A 17,471-nucleotide genomic window follows, 5' to 3' on the forward strand; every position below is an offset into this window, starting at 1 on the left:
GCCAGACTTTAAGAGTAGCGGGTAACGCTACTGTAAAGAGCTTGGCGCTTTTTTGTATTTACACAAAGATGTTGTCCTACTAATCATTTTAAGGAAGTTGGGATCAATGAGTTATTTGGGATTTGCTCTAACCTCGATGTAGGAAAAGAATCTGAGATAAGATATACTAATTTGGAAGAGAGTGCGAAATTTGCAAAAAGGTTCCTCTACGTCTCGCAAACTCTGCTCTACCTGTGTTAATTAAACTTCCTAGGAGGATACATATATGCGTCAGGAACCATCTAATCAGATTGATCCGAGGGCATTGAAGGTATGGAAGCTATCCGGCTGGATTACTAGCTCCATTTATCTATTAATTGCAATTGGAAGCCTCATACTTGCTATACTGACTCCAGTGCCATTTTGGGTTTCCCTCATTGTCATTGTCTGTGCACTCATACTTACTTATTTTTGTGTCGTTTTCATTCCAAAAATCCGTTTCCGTGTTTGGCGATATGAGATCGATGAATATGAAATCGAGCTAAAGTTCGGACTCTTCATCATTCGTAGAATACTTATTCCAATGGTACGTGTACAGCATGTTGATACGAAGCAAGGTCCATTATTACGCCGTCACGATCTCTCAAGTGTAACGATTACGACTGCTGCAACAACCCATGAAATCCCAGCACTCGACAATGAGACGGCGAACCAGGTCCGAGACTTCATCTCACAAATGGCAAGGGTGACAGAAGATGATGTTTAAACCGAAACGATTACATCCGATCGCTGCGGCATTCTCATTCGCCAAATCATTGAAAGAGTGGGTTTTCCCAATTATCCTTTACTTTTTCTTCGGACCTGGTGACGGAGCGAAGATGGAGTGGCTGTACTATCTTCCATTTTTTTTTATCGGATTGTTGGCGGTCTATGGAGTCATTCAATGGTACCGTTTCACATACTCTATTGAAGACGAAGACTTGAAAATTGAACAAGGCGTATTTATTCGGAATAAACGCTACATCCCTAAAAAACGCATTCAATCAATTGATTATTCAGAAGGGATTATCCATCGACTTTTTAACGTTGTTAAACTAAACATTGAAACTGCAGGGGGAGCAGGTAGGGCAGAAGCTTCATTATCTGCGGTGAATAAAAAGGACGCTCACTTACTTGTTGAACATCTTCGCCAAAACCCTGACAAAATGGCAAATGCTGAGGAGCAGATTGAAAAGGAGCAGCCGACATATCAATTTAAGCTATCCTCAAAAGACCTATGGATTGCTGCATCTACTTCTGGAGGATTAGGTGTGGTCTTATCCATTGTCGGTACATTTGGTTCGCAAATCGATGATATTTTACCTGATGACTTTGTAGTCGGGGCCGTTGAATGGCTAAGTGGGTTTAGCTGGTTGTTGTTAGTGATAATGGGTATTTCGATTTTGACCGTTACGTGGCTTCTATCTTTCCTAGGTGTCATTCTAAAATATGCAGGTTTCTCGATTAAGCGCTACGGGGATCGAATTGTTATTAAAAGAGGACTCCTTGAAAAGCGAGAACTCACTTTACCTGTTAAAAGAATTCAAGGAGTCCGTGTAGTTGAAAGCGTTATCCGCCAGCCATTTGGTTTTGCGACTGTTCATGTTGAAAGTGCAGGAGGAACAGGAGCGGACGAAGGCTTATCTGCGATGCTATTTCCGATCATAAAACGGTCGCGAATCAACGAAGAGCTCACTCAACTTTTGCCAGGATACTTCCTTCCGCCTAAGCTGAATACATTACCAAACCGCTCGTTAAAACGCTATATTTTAAGAGCTATCTTACCATCATTCTTTCTCATATCGTTATTTTGGGTAATTCCTAAACTATGGTGGATTTTGATTCTCCTACCGGTCATTGCTTTAGCGTTATTGGGAATTCTTCAATTTAAGGATGGAAAATGGGCGGTGGATCGATCAAGCTTTTATCTGCAAAATCGATTTATCTCCAGATCGCTATTAATAACGGAAAGAAAACGAATGCAACACTTTGAAGTGAAGCAGTCGATCTTCCAACGGCGAACTGAACTTGCCACTATCCATACGACCGTTCTATCTGGTGGAGTAGGTAGACAATTCAATTTAACAGATACGAGAGTGGATGACGCCAAAACTGTTTTCAATTGGTATAGTAGGAAAGTAGATGTGCAACAAGATTGATTTAAATTAATCTCACGCCAGCAATTGCGTAGAAGTTAGTGACATAATAAAAAAGCAGAGGTGCTGACTAATGAGCGTCATTCTTTTCGACACTTGCTCAAGGAGTCTCTCCGATGGAACGATTTAGTAAATATCTATACATATAAGCTGAATATTTAGCGTATACTCGGCCATATTTGAATAAATATTCGCCTTTTTAACTTCGTCGGACAGACTCCTAGGTCATTCCACTGCTTTTTTCGATTCATATTGTAAAAAGTGTTCGTTTCCTCGCTTATACTCTACGTTTTGTACCCGTTAATAGGATTGGTGCTAATGCTGCTCCTCCAACGAGGCCGAACAGGTGGCCAAGAATATTGATATTTGGCATTACAAACGTCATAACTACACTAAGGACAAGGATGGTAAGGATCAACTGTGAGTTCTGCTGGTCCATCAGTTCTTTTCGTGCATAAATGATATATACAAAGAAACCAAACAAACCAAAAATAGCTCCAGACGCACCAATATGACTATAACCTGGCCCTTCTAATAAAAAGGTTGCTACGTTTGCGATCACACCTGCGCCGATGTATCCGATCACAAACTTAAATTTACCGAGTATTCGTTCTAAAGCGGGACCGAACAGGTATAATGAGAACGTGTTAAAAAGCAGATGAGGGAAAGACTGATGGATGAAGATTGGTGTTATAAGACGCCAATACTCCCCAACACCGATGTAATAATTAAACCCTACTGTTAACTGTAGAACATAGGGGCTCAAATTAACGGCAATAAATAGTAAAATGTGAGCACCGATAATAAATGATACGATTGGATATAGCCGTATGAAGGTTCGGAAATTTTCAGTTCGAACAAACAAAGAGAGACCCTCCCAACAGGTTTCTGCAACTAAAATAAAGTTTTCTTCAGTTTACCATATTTATGAGGATCCAATAGTATGAAACGTTTATAAGAGGTTGGAGGTTTAAGTATGATCATCGGAATCGGCATTGATATTATAGAGATTACACGGATTAAGAAAACGTTGGAACGTCAACCACGATTTTCAGAACGTATTTTAACTGAAAAGGAGTACAAATTATTTAATTCCCACTCGATTGATGAAAGACGAATCGAGTTCCTAGCGGGGAGATTCGCAGCAAAGGAGGCCTATGCGAAGGCGATTGGAACCGGAATAGGAAGCAAGCTTAGCTGGAAGGATATTGAAATCCTGCCAAACGAATCCGGTAAACCTGTTCTCAAGAGTAACGGTTCATGGACGGCTTTTGTGTCCATATCCCATAGTAAAGCATACGTAGTTGCTCAGATAATTCTCGAAAGCTCGTCAAGCTAGTCTGCATATTGCTAGAAGTTGTCTCATATATTTGTAGTGCGGTTAGGAGGGAACGTTGAGCATATGTGCAGATGGTCAATTTGATGCGACTGCCGCAGGTTTTCATTGCAAGGGGGTGTACATTATCTAAGGAAGTTCGAAAAGCACCGAGCGATAAACGGCGAATTTCTTCGTTACTTGGTTTTTGCGGTCCTCACGTATCAACATTGATGTTAAGGATTACTAACGATGAACAAACATTGTGCACCTGCGTCTCCAAGGTTACGCTAAGAGTAAAGCTTCCTCGGTGCAAGGCAGCAAGGATGTCTTTCAAGTTAGTAGCCTTCCTCAAAACTGTCGTGCCTTGAACTTCTTGTTTCTATCTCGTCGCCTTTTGAACATAAATTAAACTGGAAGTTCGAAAAGCACCGAGTGATAGACGACGAAATTCTATTGAGGGTATACTGCCCCTGAATGCGTCGTACAAAAGGAACCATCTGCGATATGTTAGGTCCCTCTTTTGTCATCGATATGAGGCAAAGGAGATGAATAATTTGAAAAAAATAGTATCATTATTTGTTATGTCGCTCCTGATTCTAGTTCTTGCAGCATGTGGTTCCAAAAGTCAAAAGGATGTCGTCTCGGATTTGAATGATATGCTTGATGAAATGTCTGGGTATAAAGCAGAGGCAACAATGACCCTTCAGACCGGAGAGAAGCCACTATCATACAACATTGATATTTGGCACAAAAAACCAAGTTTTTATAAAGTGAGCTTAAAAAACCCTGAGAAAGATCAGAGTCAAATGATTCTTCGAAACAGTGAAGGTGTCTTTGTTCTTACACCAGCATTGAATAAGAGTTTTCGCTTCCAAAGCGAGTGGCCAGAAAACAGCAGTCAGGTGTATTTAATGGAGTCATTAATCAGTGATATTATCAACGACGATGATCGCACCTTCAAGTCAGGGGAAAAAGGATATGTATTTAACACAAAAACGAACTATCAAAACAAAAACTTGTACCAACAAGAAATCACCCTTGATAAGGAAAACTTGCTTCCTACTAGCGTGAAGGTGATGGATAAAGATTTAAAAGTTCTTGTAGAAGTTAAGTTTAAGAAGAAAAAAATGAATGCTAAATTCGACGATGGTGCCTTCGATATGGAGAAAAATATGCAAGGAGCCAAGCTGGAAGTACCAACAATGGCTAAAGAACAGCAAGAGCTAACAGTCGTTTATCCAGAGTTCGTTCCAGCTGGTACGACACTTTTTAACCAGACTGCTAGCAAAAAAGGGGACCAGGCAATCTTATCCTATACAGGAGACCATTCCTTTACAATTATTCAGCGCCAAGCTGAGGTTGCTCCTGCATCGAAAATGTTGACGATGCGAAAAGGAGAAGTAGTTAACCTTGGTTATGCGATTGGGATAATGAAAGATAAAACACTAACATGGTCAGTCGGAGGAGTAGAGTACTACCTAGCTTCGAATGACCTCTCGGAAGAACAAATGGTTTCAGTTGCGTCTTCAATGACGATGATGCAAGGGAAATAAAATAGAACAGGCTGGGAGAATTCGAGTTATTCTGATCAGCCTGTTTTATACGTTAGGAAAGCATAACTTTTCAGCGTTTTAAAAACAGGAATTTACCTCATAACATGGCTTCATGTACAATAGAAGAAATCATTTTTCAACTAGGAGTCGTGGTTATGTGTTTTTATAGAGATACTTGGGCAGAAATTAATTTGGATTATATTAAACAAAACTACCTTCATATAAAAAACCATCTTTCAAAGGGTACAAAAGTGATGGGGGTAGTTAAAGCTAATGGATATGGTCATGGGGCAGTTCAGGTCGCAAAGGCATTGATCGACAGCGGTATTGATTACCTTGCTGTCGCGATTCTTGATGAAGCGATTGCCCTTCGAAGAGCTGGAATTGATACACCAATCCTTGTGCTAGGTTGGGTCGGACCGCAATACGCTCAACTTGCTGCTGAAAATCACATTTCACTTACTGTGTTCAACGCTGATTGGATTGATTCTATAGAGCGAACACTAGATAGATCTTTAAACGTTCATTTGAAATTTGATACCGGTATGAATCGACTTGGTATAATTGAGGAAAAAGAGGCAAGTATAATAATTAAGAAGGTTCAACAAAATCCGCGGTTAAAGTTAGAAGGAGCGTTTACACATTTTGCGACTGCTGATGAACTAGATTCAAAGCTCATTAATCTTCAACAAGATCGCTTTACAAAGTTTCTTGCAATGCTTAAAGAGAAAAATGCGTATCCAGAAATTATTCACATGAGTAATAGTGCTGGGGCAATCCAATTTCCTAACCTTGGACAACACTATGTTCGAGCTGGAATCTCATTGTACGGTTTGTCACCTTCCGAAGAAATTCAATCCATATTACCATTTAACCTTTTACAAGCCTTTTCCTTACACAGTAAATTGAGTAATGTCAAAAAGGTAAAGCCGGGAGCGACAATTAGTTATGGAGCGACCTATCAAGCTGAAGAGGAAGAATGGATTGGGACCATACCGGTTGGTTATGCAGACGGGTGGCTAAGAAGGTATGCTGAAAAAGGCGAAGTGCTCATCGAAGGCAAGCGTGCGAAGATTGTTGGTCGGATCTGTATGGATCAGTTTATGGTGAGATTACCTCATTATGTAAGGACTGGCACGATGGTGACACTGATTGGTTACCAACATGAAGGTGCAATCACAGTCTCCGAAATTGCAGGCAACAATGGAACGATCAACTATGAAATTCCCTGCTTAATCTCTTCTAGAGTACCAAGACGATTCGTACAAGATGATAAAATAATTGAAACTACGAATGATATTTTAAATTTTTCGTAAATTAATAAAGGATTTATGCATAAATTGGCGAATAATTAGTCTTAGATAGCTTTGCATAAAAGCGATTTGAATGGTACTATTAATAAGGGATTTTTACAGAGATCGAAGCAGTTAGCTGGAGGTGGATGTTTGTGTCAGATATGAACACAAAACGAATCGTGATTAGCTTGCCGGAGCAACTGATTGAAGAGGTGGACGGAGCGATTATGAACGAGAACTTGAATCGAAGTGAGTTTATTCATCAAGCTACAAAAATGTATTTACGCGAACGGCAAAGTCGTCATATCCGTGAAACGATGCGTCAAGGTTACATGGAGATGGCAAAGATTAATTTGAACATTGCATCAGAAGCCTTTCTTGCTGAGGAGGAAGCTGATCTAACTTTGGACCGCTTAGTTAGCGGGGTGTAGTGATTTGATAGTAAAGCGTGGCGACGTTTACTTTGCAGATTTGTCTCCTGTAGTAGGCTCGGAACAAGGTGGTATCCGTCCGGTATTGATTATACAAAATGATATCGGTAACCGATTTAGTCCAACAGTAATCGTCGCGGCCATTACAGCCCAGATTCAGAAGGCTAAACTACCTACACATGTTGAGATCAGTGCAAAAAAGTATAAGTTTGAACGGGATTCAGTCATTTTATTAGAACAGATTCGTACGATTGATAAACAACGTCTTACAGACAAGATTACACAATTGGACGAAGAGATGATGAAGAAGGTTGATGACGCTCTTCAAATTAGTCTTGGACTCATTGATTTTTAACAATACGGAACATCATATAAGTAAGCGGGCTGCTGTTGAATTCAGCGGCTTTTTTGTTGTACGTTAAGAAAGTATAAAAATACTTTCTATAGTATAAGGGCAACTAAGGCTCAGCCTGCGCACAAGGCCTGGCATTGCCAAGTTTTCTTTATTTAGCGTGACTATAAAATCTTTAGTGTGAATAACTGATCCTGCCAATATAAGTCGACTAATCGGGGTAATGGTCGAATTAATAAATAAACGGCATTTCGATTTTATTCATCATAAAGAGACAGTATTACCAAGAAATAGGGCATATTCTTAAAAAGATTGAAAGATTTACCCAATAATGAAATAATGATTTTATGAATAATCTCTGATCGGAGGAAAAAGATGAACTCAACTGCGTTCCAGGTTATAAAACATAACCGTCTTTCAATCATTGAAAGATGGCAAGAGGAAATGAGTAATTTTCAAGAAGGTGAAAGGGAATTAACGCATGTTACCCGTGAGGTTTTCTTAAATGCGAATACTGAATTTATAGATAAATTGATGGCCCAAGTAACGAATGACCATGAAACCATTTCTCCAGAATTAAAGGACTTTTTTGAAAGAACGATTCAAATTGGTTGGCCACTGAACTACATTACTCAGGGTCTTCAGACATTTCTTCGTGTTACATTACAAGTAATAATGGACCAAGACTTTGATAAAGAGGAAGCCTTTAAGATTTATGATTTACTTGATCGTTCTATTGATGGTTTATTTAATGAAATTGTCCAATACACTACTCATACATGGAAGAACACAATTTCCGTTCAAAAAATGGCGTTGCTAGAGCTTTCAGCACCGCTTATTCCTGTGTTTGAACACATCACTGTAATGCCGTTAATCGGAACCATTGATACAGAACGGGCAAAATGGATCATGGAAAATCTGCTTGAAGGAGCAATCAAACACCGTTCTCAGGTCGTATTGATTGATATAACCGGAGTTCCTATCGTCGATACAATGGTAGCACATCATATTATCCAAGCTGCTGAGGCCGTTCGACTGATCGGAGCAAAGTGTATTCTTGTAGGTATTAGACCTGAAATCGCACAGACCATTGTTAATCTAGGTATTGACCTAAGCGAATTCCCAACAAGAAGTAATCTTCTTAAAGGAATTGAGGCCGCACTAGAATTAACGAATAAAAAAATTGAAACCTTATCCTAGGAGGGCTATGGGTGAGAATACCAATTCTAAAATTACATGAATATTTACTCATTTCGATCCAAATGGAATTAGATGACATGACAGCGCTCCAATTCCAGGAGGACCTGTTAAATAAGATTCATGATACAGGTGCTAGGGGTGTCGTAATTGATCTAACATCTGTAGATATGGTTGACTCCTTCATCGCTAAGGTTCTAGGTGATGTTGTGAAAATGTCTAATCTCATGGGTGCGAAGGTGGTAATGACAGGAATCCAACCACCAGTTGCCATAACATTAATCGATCTTGGAATCGTTATGCGCGATGTTCCAACAGCATTGGATTTAGAGCAAGGGTTAGATAAACTACAACAGGAATTGGAGGTATGATTGTGGCCGCCCAAACCTGTGTAGATGTGAGGAATGAATGGGATATTGTAAGTGCTCGTCAACTTGGGAGAGATTTATCAAAGGAACTAGGATTTTCCAGCGTGGATCAAGCGAGAATAACGACAGCAATTTCAGAACTAGCACGAAATATCTATTTATATGCAGGCAAAGGTAAGGTCTGTATTGAGCCGGTTAAAGACGTGAACAGGAGCGGACTACAAATTATCGCAAGTGATACTGGACCTGGTATTCAAGATATTAGAAAGGTAATGCAAGACGGGTTTACGACGTCTGGTGGCCTTGGAGCTGGGTTGCCAGGGGTTAAACGTTTAATGGACGAGTTCTCTATTAACTCATCAGTTGATATTGGGACAGAGATCCTTATTACGAAATGGCTCCGCTAGGAGGAATTATGTTGGGGGATAGAGATATTTTAATCGACCGTTACAAACAGTTTTTAACTGCTTACTTAAGTGGTAGAACTGAACAAGCGTTATATAGAGCGCAACAGTTTAGCCGGAAGATGCTAGAACAAAACATCTCCCCTGAAGAAGTGATCAACATGCATTCAACAGTATTGCAGACGATTAATGGTGGCATCCCTGAGGAGATCAGGGATTCATTTGATTTTTTGATAGAAGTCATGATGGGATACGGAATGGCATACAGAGAGCACCAAATTTTAAGAGATAAACAAAAGGCTCTTGAATCTGAAATTGAAGTTGCGGCAAGTATGCAACAAACCTTACTTCAAGGGGACATACCTGTAACCGATAAGCTGGATATAGGTGTTATCAGTAAAGCGGCCAAACAAATGAGCGGAGACTATTTCCACTTTGTCCAGAATAGACCGGAATCGATCAATGTGGCTGTTGCTGACATCATTGGGAAAGGTGTACCTGCTGCCCTCTGTATGTCGATGATCAAGTATGCGATGGACAGTTTACCAGAACAAGAAAACCATCCAAGTATGGTATTAGAAAACTTAAACCGGGTTGTGGAGCAAAATGTTGACCCTGCAATGTTTATAACGATGTTTTACGGTAACTATAACACTGATATACATCGTTTTCATTATGCAGGAGCGGGCCATGAACCTGGTTTTTATTATGATGCAAAGAATGATAACTTTGAAGAGTTTATGGCAAAGGGTCTAGTGCTCGGTGTATCAAAAACAACTCAATACCAAGCTTTTGACAAAGACATCGAAGAAGGGGATATGATCCTCCTACTATCTGACGGTGTTACAGAATGTAGAACAAGTAAAGGATTTATCTCTCGTGAAGAAATCGTCACGCTCATCCGGTCTTATATGCACTTAAACGCACAAGAAATTGTTGAAAATGTTTATTCAGACCTCGAACAATTACAGGATTTTGAATTACGGGATGACTTTACCTTAATCATTTTACGAAGATCGGTTTAAATAAGTAGAAATAGTGGTATTCACTAATGTACGTCTATATCTTCAAGGGGGAAAAAATAATGAACCTGCAGATTCAGAAGGAAACAGAAGGAAATACAGATAAACTATTAATAAATGGTGAAGTAGATGCTTATACTGCACCTAAGTTGAAGGATACACTGATTAGTTTAACCGAACAAAAAGGCCGGGAAGTCGTTGTAGACCTCAGTGGTGTTCAATATATGGATAGTACAGGGCTAGGAGTATTCGTCGGTGCTTTAAAATCGTCCCAACAACACGGTAGTTCACTAAAACTGACCGGAATGACAGAACGGGTACATCGATTATTTGATATTACAGGATTAACGGACGTAATGAATATTGAGGCACATACAAAGGGGGAGGTACGATGAACGACTTTATTGAAATGACGATCCCAGCTAAAGCAGATTATGTAGGAGTTGCGCGACTAACGGTTTCTGGCATCGCCAATCGTATGGGATACACATTCGATGAGATTGAAGACATTAAGATTGCTGTATCAGAAGCTATTACAAATGCGGTGAATCATGCATATAGCGATGGGCAACAAGGGTTTATTAAGCTTGCTTACGAGGTACATGATGATAAATTAGAGGTCACAATAAGCGACGAAGGTCAAAGCTTCGATGTGGAAGAAACAAAAAAAGAAATGGGTCCTGTAAACGGGAAAGCCTTGGATCAGATAAGTGAAGGAGGGTTGGGCCTTTTCTTAATTGAAGCGCTAATGGACCGGGTTGATATTAGTGACAAAGCAGGAGTAGTAGTTGCGATGACGAAATACCTAAATAGAGATGGGGTGGATGATAGTGTCGACCAATACAAGCCAGCCCGCTCACAATAACAAGGGCAGAGTATATGAGCTTTTAGACCAATTGCGTGAAGATCCGCAAAACGAAGAAATTCAAACGATTCTTGTTGAACAGTATAAGGACTTGGTTCATTCGCTTGCACGCAAATTTTCTAAAGGGAAAAGTATCCATGACGATCTTGTTCAGGTAGGGATGATTGGATTGTTGGCTGCATTCCGTCGGTTCGATCCGGAATTCGGAAGGAGCTTTGAATCTTTCGCCGTACCTACAATCATAGGTGAGATTAAACGCTTTATTCGTGATAAAACATGGAGTGTTCATGTTCCTAGGAGAATTAAAGAGCTGAGTCCTAGAATAAAACGCGCGGTTGAGGAATTAACAAATGAACTTCAACGATCTCCTCGTGTAGAGGAAATTGCCGATTATCTGGAAGCCTCTGAGGAAGAAGTGCTGGAGACGATGGAAATGGGTAAAAGCTATCAAGCGCTTTCTGTCGATAGTTCTATAGAAGCGGACCAAGAGGGCAGCACAGTTACACTCCTAGATCTTGTCGGAAATGTTGATGAAGGATACGGTCAAACGGATCAGCGCATGCTGCTTAAGAAAGCATTTAAAGTGTTAACTGAACGTGAACAGGAAATTTTGAAATGTACCTATTTTGAAAACTTAAGTCAAAAAGAAACCGGTATCCGCCTCGACATTTCTCAGATGCATGTATCGAGATTACAACGCCGAGCACTTGAAAAGTTAAAAGATGCAATACGTGTTAGTCCTTCGGAGGCTTTCGAATGATTGAAGGGAATGTCGATCAGCAGGTAAACATCAGTGCATTCCAACGATCGAAAAAAGAAGGTCAATGTAACGGGGATAGTTACATGGTTAAAGAAACCGACGAGTATTTTATTTGTCTCGTAGCAGATGGATTAGGTAGCGGTGAAGCTGCACGTGATGCATCTTCCAAGGCGGTTGAGATTGTTGAAAAACATCATAGCCTTGACGTGAAGTCGTTAATGTCAATGTGCAATGAAGCTCTTTATCAAACAAGAGGTGCGGTAATCACGCTGTTTAAGTGTTATTTTAAAGAACAGAAGCTTGAATATTGCGGTGTCGGAAATATTCGATTCGTTATAAGTGCCCCGAACGGAAAAATAGTGAATCCACTTTCGAAGTCAGGTTTTTTATCTGGAAGACCATCGAATTTCGCTGTTAAACAACTTGATTACCAAAAGGATTCCATGTTTATTGTATATTCGGATGGAATCGTACTAACTTCTTCCGACAAACAGAACATTTTAAGGGCAAGGAACCCACAAATCGCTACACAATACCTAAAGCAAAGAGGATTACCTAACATTGACGACTTGACGTGTATTATAGGAAAAATTAATTAAAGAGGGACGACTCAAAAAGGGTCTGGATTCATATTCCGGATTGAAATGAAGCAGGGTTGATTGATGGCCTGCAGTTGAGTTACCCTCTTTTTTGTACGTTAAATTGTTAATTTGATACACTAGCATTAGGTAGTATATGTACACCTATTTAGGGAGGAACAATTTTGGAAAATAACAATGATATGATCACGCATGTTGCAAAAGAAACGAAACTACCAATTAAGTCTGTAAAAAATATTATTCAGCTATTGGAAGAAGGAAACACCGTACCATTTATCGCCCGTTATCGAAAAGAATTAACGGGGGCAGCAGATGAAGTGCAAATTCGGGATGTATCCGAATCATGGGAATATAAACAAAACTTAGACCAACGAAAAAGTGAGGTCCTACGACTAATTGAAGAGCAGGGGAAGCTAACAGAAGAGTTAAAGCAAGAAATACATAAAGCAGGAAAGCTTCAACAAGTGGAGGACTTATATCGACCATATAAACAGAAGAGAAGAACAAGGGCAACAGTCGCGAAAGAAAAAGGACTTGAGCCACTTGCAGAAATACTCTTAGAACAAGCACCTTCATTAAACCCACTTCTAGAAGCAGAATCGTTTTTATCTGAGGAACAAGAGGTACTTACTGTAGTGGATGCGCTCCAGGGTGCAGAGGATATTATTGCCGAAATGGTTTCAGATGAACCAGATAATCGATCTTGGATACGCACAATTTCTTATCAAGAAGGAATCATTGAAACAACAGTCAAGGGGGAGGACGAGAGTGAGAGCAAAACCTATGAAATGTATTATGACTATCAAGAGCCTGTCCGAAAAATCGTTCCCCATCGAATTCTTGCGGTTAACCGAGGAGAGAAGGAAGGTATCTTAAAAGTATCGATTTCAGCTCCAGCGGATAAGATTATCCGTCGTCTAAATAAAAAGTATGTAAAGGGTAACTCAGAAGCAAACGATTATTTAGAAAGAGCAATTGTGGATTCTTATAAGCGATTGATTGCCCCTTCCATTGAGCGGGACATCCGAAATGAGCTTACCGAACGTGCTGATGAGCAGGCCATCCGGATTTTCTCTGAGAATTTACGTCACTTATTGTTACAGCCGCCACTAAAAGGTAAAATTGCACTTGGAATTGACCCGGGCTATCGAACTGGATGTAAGCTTGCGGTGGTTGATGACACAGGTAAGGTTCTAGATATAGGTGTGATGTATCCAACGCCCCCTCGCTCTGAAACTGAAAAATCTAAGAAAATCCTAGAAAAAATGATTAACGAACATAATGTTGAAGTGATCGCGATTGGCAACGGAACAGGGTCGAGGGAATCAGAGCAGTTTACTGCAGACCTTATAAAAGAATCAAACCGATCTCTCGCCTACTTAATTGTAAATGAGGCAGGGGCAAGTGTTTATTCCGCTTCTGATATCGCCCGACAGGAATTCCCGCAGTTTCAAGTTGAAGAGCGTAGTGCGGTCTCTATTGCAAGACGACTACAGGATCCATTAGCTGAGCTCGTAAAAATTGATCCAAAATCAATCGGTGTGGGGCAATATCAACACGATGTTTCCCAAAAGAACTTGAATAATTCATTGACGTTCGTTGTAGAAACCGTAGTTAACCAGGTAGGCGTAAATGTCAATACTGCCTCTGCTTCGCTTCTACAATATGTGGCGGGACTATCGAAAACAGTTGCAAATAATATTATCAACAAACGGGATGAAGAAGGGAAGTTCACAGATCGTGGTCAGCTTAAGAAGATTCCGAGGCTTGGAGCGAAAACGTATGAACAATGCATTGGGTTTTTACGCATTAGTGAGGGAAAGAATCCACTAGACCAAACACCCATTCATCCAGAAAGCTATCATGACACAAAACGATTATTGACATTGCTGCAAGTAACAGAACATGACATCGGAACTAACCAAATGAAAGAAAAGCTAAACAAGATCAATGTACCAGAATACGCAGAGAAACTGGAGATTGGCGAGTTAACGTTAAGGGATATTATTGAATCCCTTGCTAAACCATCAAGAGATCCTCGTGATGAGGTTACAAAGCCTTTACTTAAGACAGATGTGCTTAAAATGGAAGACTTAAAAGAAGGTATGGAGCTCGAAGGAACAGTCCGTAACGTTGTCGATTTTGGTGCGTTTATAGATGTTGGCGTTAAACAGGATGGCTTGGTTCATATTTCTAAGTTAAGCAACAGTTATGTGAAGCATCCAATGAATGTGGTTCATGTTGGGGAAGTCGTTAAAGTGTGGGTTGAGCATGTTGACCTTCAAAAGCAACGGATTGCGTTAACGATGGTCCAGAATTAAAAGGCAAAAAGCACTGCTTTTACGAGCAGTGTTTTTTTCTGTAAAAATACCAACATTGGTTTAGGAGTTTGATTTGGTATCGATCTTTATTTAAGTACGCAGTCCTTAACTGCTTTTTGAACCAGTAAGGCATGATGAGCCCCTCCCCACTTTCCTTAATGGTAGTTATTAGTTTATGTTAAACGGCTTGCCTTTGTTCCAAGTAAAGAAAGTAGAAAATTCTGCTGCATCGATGCAATGTCTAGCTCTAGCGACTAACCGCTCGGATCACTTCAGTCCCACTGCGGTGGCGCCAGCCTCCTCGTTGGCCCTCCAGTGACCTACGGGGCTGTGAACAGGGCACTTCCGCTTTTACTTAAGCATTTAAGCATTTCCCTTTTCTTGAAAAGAAGAACATGCGAAAATGGAACTCAAAGGGAATGAGGATTATGACACAATCGGAGCTTCAAATATTAATAGAAGAAATATCAATTAAATACTTTAATCGCCCATTTACCCATGCTGCTCGGTTCAATAACCGCTTGAGAACTACCGGTGGCCGCTATTTATTGAGTAGTAACGATATTGAAATCAACCCAAAGCATCTTGAAGTGCACGGTATGGAAGAACTGATCGGGATTATTAAACACGAGCTATGCCATTATCATCTTCATTTAATGAATAGAGGCTACCAACATAGAGACAGTGACTTTAAACAATTATTGAGTAAGGTTGGAGGGACTCGTTTTTGTCAAATCGTTCCCGGACAGCGACGAACGGAATCGGTCAAATACATATATAAATGCCGCAACTGTCTTCAACGCTATCCTAGGAAAAGGAAGGTCGATACTCGCCGATATGTTTGTGGGAAATGCAGTGGGAAATTAATTCTGAAATAGATATTGACTATAAATATTGATTATGTTACTTTAATTAAGTCGCTATTAAGGACAAACGGTCTTATTTTTTAATAAAAAGAGCAGAAACATCGCAAAAAAGTTATTGACTTTCAAAAGCTGATATTGTATGATATTTATTGTCGCTAAAAAGCAAATATACATTATTCCGCAGTAGCTCAGTGGTAGAGCTATCGGCTGTTAACCGATCGGTCGTAGGTTCGAGTCCTACCTGCGGAGCCATGGAGAAGTACCCAAGTGGCTGAAGGGGCGCCCCTGCTAAGGGTGTAGGTCGTGTAAGCGGCGCGAGGGTTCAAATCCCTCCTTCTCCGCCATCTAAATAAGGCCCCTTGGTCAAGTGGTTAAGACACCGCCCTTTCACGGCGGTAACACGGGTTCGAATCCCGTAGGGGTCACCAAAAAAACTAACATGAAGGACCCGTGGTGTAGGGGTTAACATGCCTGCCTGTCACGCAGGAGATCGCCGGTTCAAATCCGGTCGGGTCCGCCATTTACTATTTAAAATTAACTTTAGTTTAAGAATGAAATCAGAATTGTTATCCGGTGGGCTATAGCCAAGCGGTAAGGCAACGGACTTTGACTCCGTCATGCGTTGGTTCGAATCCAGCTAGCCCAGCCATTTTCTTTTTACGAGTAAATGCTAATAAATAGCAAGAGCTAATAGCTTTGAACGATACATCTTGAAGTGACGTTGAATTGTCCTGACACAGCCTTCATCGAAGGATGACTGGGAGAGGAAAGGACAGAGTTGGTAGAGCAACGAATGTTACATCATGAAAAAACTGTGAGTTGTTCCGACACAGCATTCTACGATAGCTTAGTCTTGTAGAGAAAGGGACATAAGATGAATAATCATCATTATAGCAAGAGCCATTAGCTCAGTTGGTAGAGCATCTGACTTTTAATCAGAGGGTCGAAGGTTCGAGTCCTTCATGGCTCACCATTTTTTCGCGGGTGTGGCGGAATTGGCAGACGCGCTAGACTTAGGATCTAGTGTCCTTGTGACGTGGGGGTTCAAGTCCCTTCACCCGCACCATATTATCCTCGATGATAAGTAAAAGAGATAATAAGGTTGTATTACTTGAAGAGCAGCATCTCTGTTTTTTTACTCAAAAAACGATTTAGCGGTCGTGGCGGAATGGCAGACGCGCTAGCTTGAGGGGCTAGTGGGTGTATACCCGTGGAGGTTCGAGTCCTCTCGACCGCACCATAAATTTTAGCGCCCTTAGCTCAGCTGGATAGAGTGTTTGACTACGAATCAAAAGGTCGGGAGTTCGAATCTCTCAGGGCGCGCCATATTACGGGAAGTGGCTCAGCTTGGTAGAGCACCTGGTTTGGGACCAGGGGGTCGCAGGTTCAAATCCTGTCTTCCCGACCATCTAATTTTTGCGGGTGTAGTTTAGTGGTAAAACAAGAGCCTTCCAAGCTCTGGTCGTGAGTTCGATTCTCATCACCCGCTCCATTTATTTATGGGCCTATAGCTCAGCTGGTTAGAGCGCACGCCTGATAAGCGTGAGGTCGGTGGTTCGAGTCCACTTAGGCCCACCATTAATAACTTTTCCTTACTTTAGAGAAACCATTTCTTTTTTATCGCTGTAAAACAACATGTAACAAAGTTGTTGACATCAAATCGGATGAGTGATATACTAGTGAGGTTGCTTTAAAAAAAGCGAAAATAAAAGCTCTTTGAAAACTGAACAAAAGCCAAGCGTGAAACGGGTTTTAACGAACCCTGATCAATTTTTTGAAATGAATGAGCAAGTCAAGCTAAACTTTATTGGAGAGTTTGATCCTGGCTCAGGACGAACGCTGGCGGCGTGCCTAATACATGCAAGTCGAGCGAACCAACGAGGAGCTTGCTCCTCAGCGGTTAGCGGCGGACGGGTGAGTAACACGTGGGCAACCTGCCTGTAAGA

General features: G+C 40.8%; 19 protein-coding genes, 12 tRNA genes and 1 rRNA gene. 30 read left to right on the top strand and 2 right to left on the bottom strand.

Features of this window, described 5'->3' with window-relative positions:
* Positions 1-265: 265 nt before the first annotated feature.
* Positions 266-745: a PH domain-containing protein gene (locus NON16_RS23350; protein ID WP_257351821.1), complete on the top strand. Its 480-nt coding sequence runs from the start codon at positions 266-268 to the stop codon at positions 743-745.
* Complete coding sequence (locus tag NON16_RS23355) at positions 735-2,177, top strand: PH domain-containing protein (protein ID WP_257351824.1); 1,443 nt, start codon at positions 735-737, stop codon at positions 2,175-2,177. Before NON16_RS23350 ends, NON16_RS23355 begins: the two co-directional genes overlap by 11 nt.
* Before the next feature lie 274 nt (positions 2,178-2,451).
* Here NON16_RS23355 and NON16_RS23360 read toward each other — a convergent pair whose 3' ends face one another.
* Entirely contained in the window at positions 2,452-3,039 is a 588-nt protein-coding gene (locus tag NON16_RS23360) for a rhomboid family intramembrane serine protease (RefSeq protein WP_257351825.1), read from the bottom strand.
* A gap of 111 nt (positions 3,040-3,150) precedes the next feature.
* Between NON16_RS23360 and acpS the strand changes: the two genes are divergently transcribed.
* The 14 genes from acpS (at position 3,151) to NON16_RS23430 (ending at position 14,659) form a co-directional block, all read left to right on the top strand.
* Positions 3,151-3,513 (top strand): holo-ACP synthase, encoded by a 363-nt coding sequence (gene acpS, locus NON16_RS23365; RefSeq protein ID WP_257351827.1) that lies wholly within the window; start codon positions 3,151-3,153, stop codon positions 3,511-3,513.
* Positions 3,514-4,037: 524 nt separating this feature from the next.
* Positions 4,038-5,045 (top strand): LolA family protein, encoded by a 1,008-nt coding sequence (locus NON16_RS23370; protein ID WP_372508871.1) that lies wholly within the window; start codon positions 4,038-4,040, stop codon positions 5,043-5,045.
* Between the two features lie 155 nt (positions 5,046-5,200).
* Complete coding sequence (gene alr / locus NON16_RS23375) at positions 5,201-6,361, top strand: alanine racemase (protein ID WP_257351828.1); 1,161 nt, start codon at positions 5,201-5,203, stop codon at positions 6,359-6,361.
* A gap of 125 nt (positions 6,362-6,486) precedes the next feature.
* Positions 6,487-6,771 (top strand): CopG family ribbon-helix-helix protein, encoded by a 285-nt coding sequence (locus NON16_RS23380; protein WP_257351829.1) that lies wholly within the window; start codon positions 6,487-6,489, stop codon positions 6,769-6,771.
* Between the two features lie 4 nt (positions 6,772-6,775).
* The gene (locus NON16_RS23385; RefSeq protein WP_257351830.1) at positions 6,776-7,126 is read left to right on the top strand and encodes a type II toxin-antitoxin system PemK/MazF family toxin; all 351 of its coding nucleotides are present in this window, start codon (positions 6,776-6,778) and stop codon (positions 7,124-7,126) included.
* Positions 7,127-7,498: 372 nt separating this feature from the next.
* Complete coding sequence (locus NON16_RS23390; RefSeq protein ID WP_257351831.1) at positions 7,499-8,323, top strand: STAS domain-containing protein; 825 nt, start codon at positions 7,499-7,501, stop codon at positions 8,321-8,323.
* Positions 8,324-8,334: 11 nt separating this feature from the next.
* Positions 8,335-8,691 (top strand): STAS domain-containing protein, encoded by a 357-nt coding sequence (locus NON16_RS23395; protein ID WP_257351832.1) that lies wholly within the window; start codon positions 8,335-8,337, stop codon positions 8,689-8,691.
* Between the two features lie 2 nt (positions 8,692-8,693).
* Positions 8,694-9,095 (top strand): anti-sigma regulatory factor, encoded by a 402-nt coding sequence (locus NON16_RS23400; RefSeq protein WP_257351834.1) that lies wholly within the window; start codon positions 8,694-8,696, stop codon positions 9,093-9,095.
* Positions 9,096-9,106: 11 nt separating this feature from the next.
* Positions 9,107-10,117 (top strand): PP2C family protein-serine/threonine phosphatase, encoded by a 1,011-nt coding sequence (locus tag NON16_RS23405; RefSeq protein ID WP_257351836.1) that lies wholly within the window; start codon positions 9,107-9,109, stop codon positions 10,115-10,117.
* A 59-nt stretch (positions 10,118-10,176) separates the two neighbouring features.
* Positions 10,177-10,509: an STAS domain-containing protein gene (locus NON16_RS23410; RefSeq protein WP_257351837.1), complete on the top strand. Its 333-nt coding sequence runs from the start codon at positions 10,177-10,179 to the stop codon at positions 10,507-10,509.
* Positions 10,506-10,979, top strand: coding sequence for an anti-sigma B factor RsbW (gene rsbW / locus NON16_RS23415; protein ID WP_257351839.1), 474 nt, complete (start codon positions 10,506-10,508; stop codon positions 10,977-10,979). Before NON16_RS23410 ends, rsbW begins: the two co-directional genes overlap by 4 nt.
* Positions 10,980-11,010: 31 nt before the next feature.
* Positions 11,011-11,739, top strand: coding sequence for an RNA polymerase sigma factor SigB (gene sigB / locus NON16_RS23420; protein ID WP_372508872.1), 729 nt, complete (start codon positions 11,011-11,013; stop codon positions 11,737-11,739).
* Positions 11,736-12,338, top strand: coding sequence for a PP2C family serine/threonine-protein phosphatase (locus tag NON16_RS23425; protein ID WP_257351841.1), 603 nt, complete (start codon positions 11,736-11,738; stop codon positions 12,336-12,338). Before sigB ends, NON16_RS23425 begins: the two co-directional genes overlap by 4 nt.
* Before the next feature lie 182 nt (positions 12,339-12,520).
* A complete protein-coding gene (locus NON16_RS23430) occupies positions 12,521-14,659 on the top strand; it encodes a Tex family protein (protein ID WP_257351848.1) in 2,139 nt (712 codons plus the stop codon).
* Between the two features lie 19 nt (positions 14,660-14,678).
* On the opposite strand, the gene cmpA is transcribed toward NON16_RS23430, so the two are convergent.
* The gene (cmpA, locus tag NON16_RS23435) at positions 14,679-14,792 is read right to left on the bottom strand and encodes a cortex morphogenetic protein CmpA (protein ID WP_257351842.1); all 114 of its coding nucleotides are present in this window, start codon (positions 14,790-14,792) and stop codon (positions 14,679-14,681) included.
* A gap of 295 nt (positions 14,793-15,087) precedes the next feature.
* On the opposite strand from cmpA, the gene NON16_RS23440 reads away from it, so the two are divergent.
* From NON16_RS23440 to NON16_RS23505, 14 genes are all read left to right on the top strand, one after another.
* A complete protein-coding gene (locus tag NON16_RS23440; protein ID WP_257351844.1) occupies positions 15,088-15,537 on the top strand; it encodes a SprT family protein in 450 nt (149 codons plus the stop codon).
* 165 nt (positions 15,538-15,702) lie between these two features.
* Positions 15,703-15,777 (top strand) — tRNA-Asn (locus tag NON16_RS23445).
* Position 15,778: 1 nt separating this feature from the next.
* Positions 15,779-15,869: transfer RNA gene (locus NON16_RS23450), tRNA-Ser, on the top strand.
* Between the two features lie 9 nt (positions 15,870-15,878).
* Positions 15,879-15,953, top strand: a tRNA-Glu gene (locus NON16_RS23455).
* 16 nt (positions 15,954-15,969) lie between these two features.
* Positions 15,970-16,045: transfer RNA gene (locus tag NON16_RS23460), tRNA-Asp, on the top strand.
* 54 nt (positions 16,046-16,099) lie between these two features.
* Positions 16,100-16,174: transfer RNA gene (locus NON16_RS23465), tRNA-Gln, on the top strand.
* A gap of 248 nt (positions 16,175-16,422) precedes the next feature.
* A tRNA-Lys gene (locus tag NON16_RS23470) sits at positions 16,423-16,498 on the top strand.
* A 7-nt stretch (positions 16,499-16,505) separates the two neighbouring features.
* Positions 16,506-16,591, top strand: a tRNA-Leu gene (locus tag NON16_RS23475).
* Between the two features lie 88 nt (positions 16,592-16,679).
* Positions 16,680-16,765, top strand: a tRNA-Leu gene (locus NON16_RS23480).
* Positions 16,766-16,774: 9 nt separating this feature from the next.
* Positions 16,775-16,851 (top strand) — tRNA-Arg (locus NON16_RS23485).
* Between the two features lie 5 nt (positions 16,852-16,856).
* Positions 16,857-16,933 (top strand) — tRNA-Pro (locus tag NON16_RS23490).
* A 10-nt stretch (positions 16,934-16,943) separates the two neighbouring features.
* Positions 16,944-17,017: transfer RNA gene (locus NON16_RS23495), tRNA-Gly, on the top strand.
* A 9-nt stretch (positions 17,018-17,026) separates the two neighbouring features.
* Positions 17,027-17,103: transfer RNA gene (locus NON16_RS23500), tRNA-Ile, on the top strand.
* A gap of 226 nt (positions 17,104-17,329) precedes the next feature.
* Positions 17,330-17,471, top strand: a 16S ribosomal RNA gene (locus NON16_RS23505); the annotation flags it as partial.

This window comes from Pseudalkalibacillus decolorationis (assembly GCF_024609785.1).
In the GTDB taxonomy this organism is placed as follows: Bacteria; Bacillota; Bacilli; order Bacillales; family Fictibacillaceae; genus Pseudalkalibacillus; species Pseudalkalibacillus decolorationis.

Bases quoted from the DNA above. Each gene is read 5' to 3' on its own strand.
- NON16_RS23350 (WP_257351821.1), top strand. From the start codon at position 266: ATGCGTCAGGAACCATCTAATCAGATTGATCCGAGGGCATTGAAGGTA.
- NON16_RS23355 (WP_257351824.1), top strand. From the start codon at position 735: ATGATGTTTAAACCGAAACGATTACATCCGATCGCTGCGGCATTCTCA.
- acpS (WP_257351827.1), top strand. From the start codon at position 3,151: ATGATCATCGGAATCGGCATTGATATTATAGAGATTACACGGATTAAG.
- NON16_RS23370 (WP_372508871.1), top strand. From the start codon at position 4,038: ATGAATAATTTGAAAAAAATAGTATCATTATTTGTTATGTCGCTCCTG.
- alr (WP_257351828.1), top strand. From the start codon at position 5,201: ATGTGTTTTTATAGAGATACTTGGGCAGAAATTAATTTGGATTATATT.
- NON16_RS23380 (WP_257351829.1), top strand. From the start codon at position 6,487: ATGTTTGTGTCAGATATGAACACAAAACGAATCGTGATTAGCTTGCCG.
- NON16_RS23390 (WP_257351831.1), top strand. From the start codon at position 7,499: ATGAACTCAACTGCGTTCCAGGTTATAAAACATAACCGTCTTTCAATC.
- NON16_RS23410 (WP_257351837.1), top strand. From the start codon at position 10,177: ATGAACCTGCAGATTCAGAAGGAAACAGAAGGAAATACAGATAAACTA.
- rsbW (WP_257351839.1), top strand. From the start codon at position 10,506: ATGAACGACTTTATTGAAATGACGATCCCAGCTAAAGCAGATTATGTA.
- NON16_RS23425 (WP_257351841.1), top strand. From the start codon at position 11,736: ATGATTGAAGGGAATGTCGATCAGCAGGTAAACATCAGTGCATTCCAA.
- NON16_RS23430 (WP_257351848.1), top strand. From the start codon at position 12,521: ATGATCACGCATGTTGCAAAAGAAACGAAACTACCAATTAAGTCTGTA.
- cmpA (WP_257351842.1), bottom strand. From the start codon at position 14,792: ATGCCTTACTGGTTCAAAAAGCAGTTAAGGACTGCGTACTTAAATAAA.
- NON16_RS23440 (WP_257351844.1), top strand. From the start codon at position 15,088: ATGACACAATCGGAGCTTCAAATATTAATAGAAGAAATATCAATTAAA.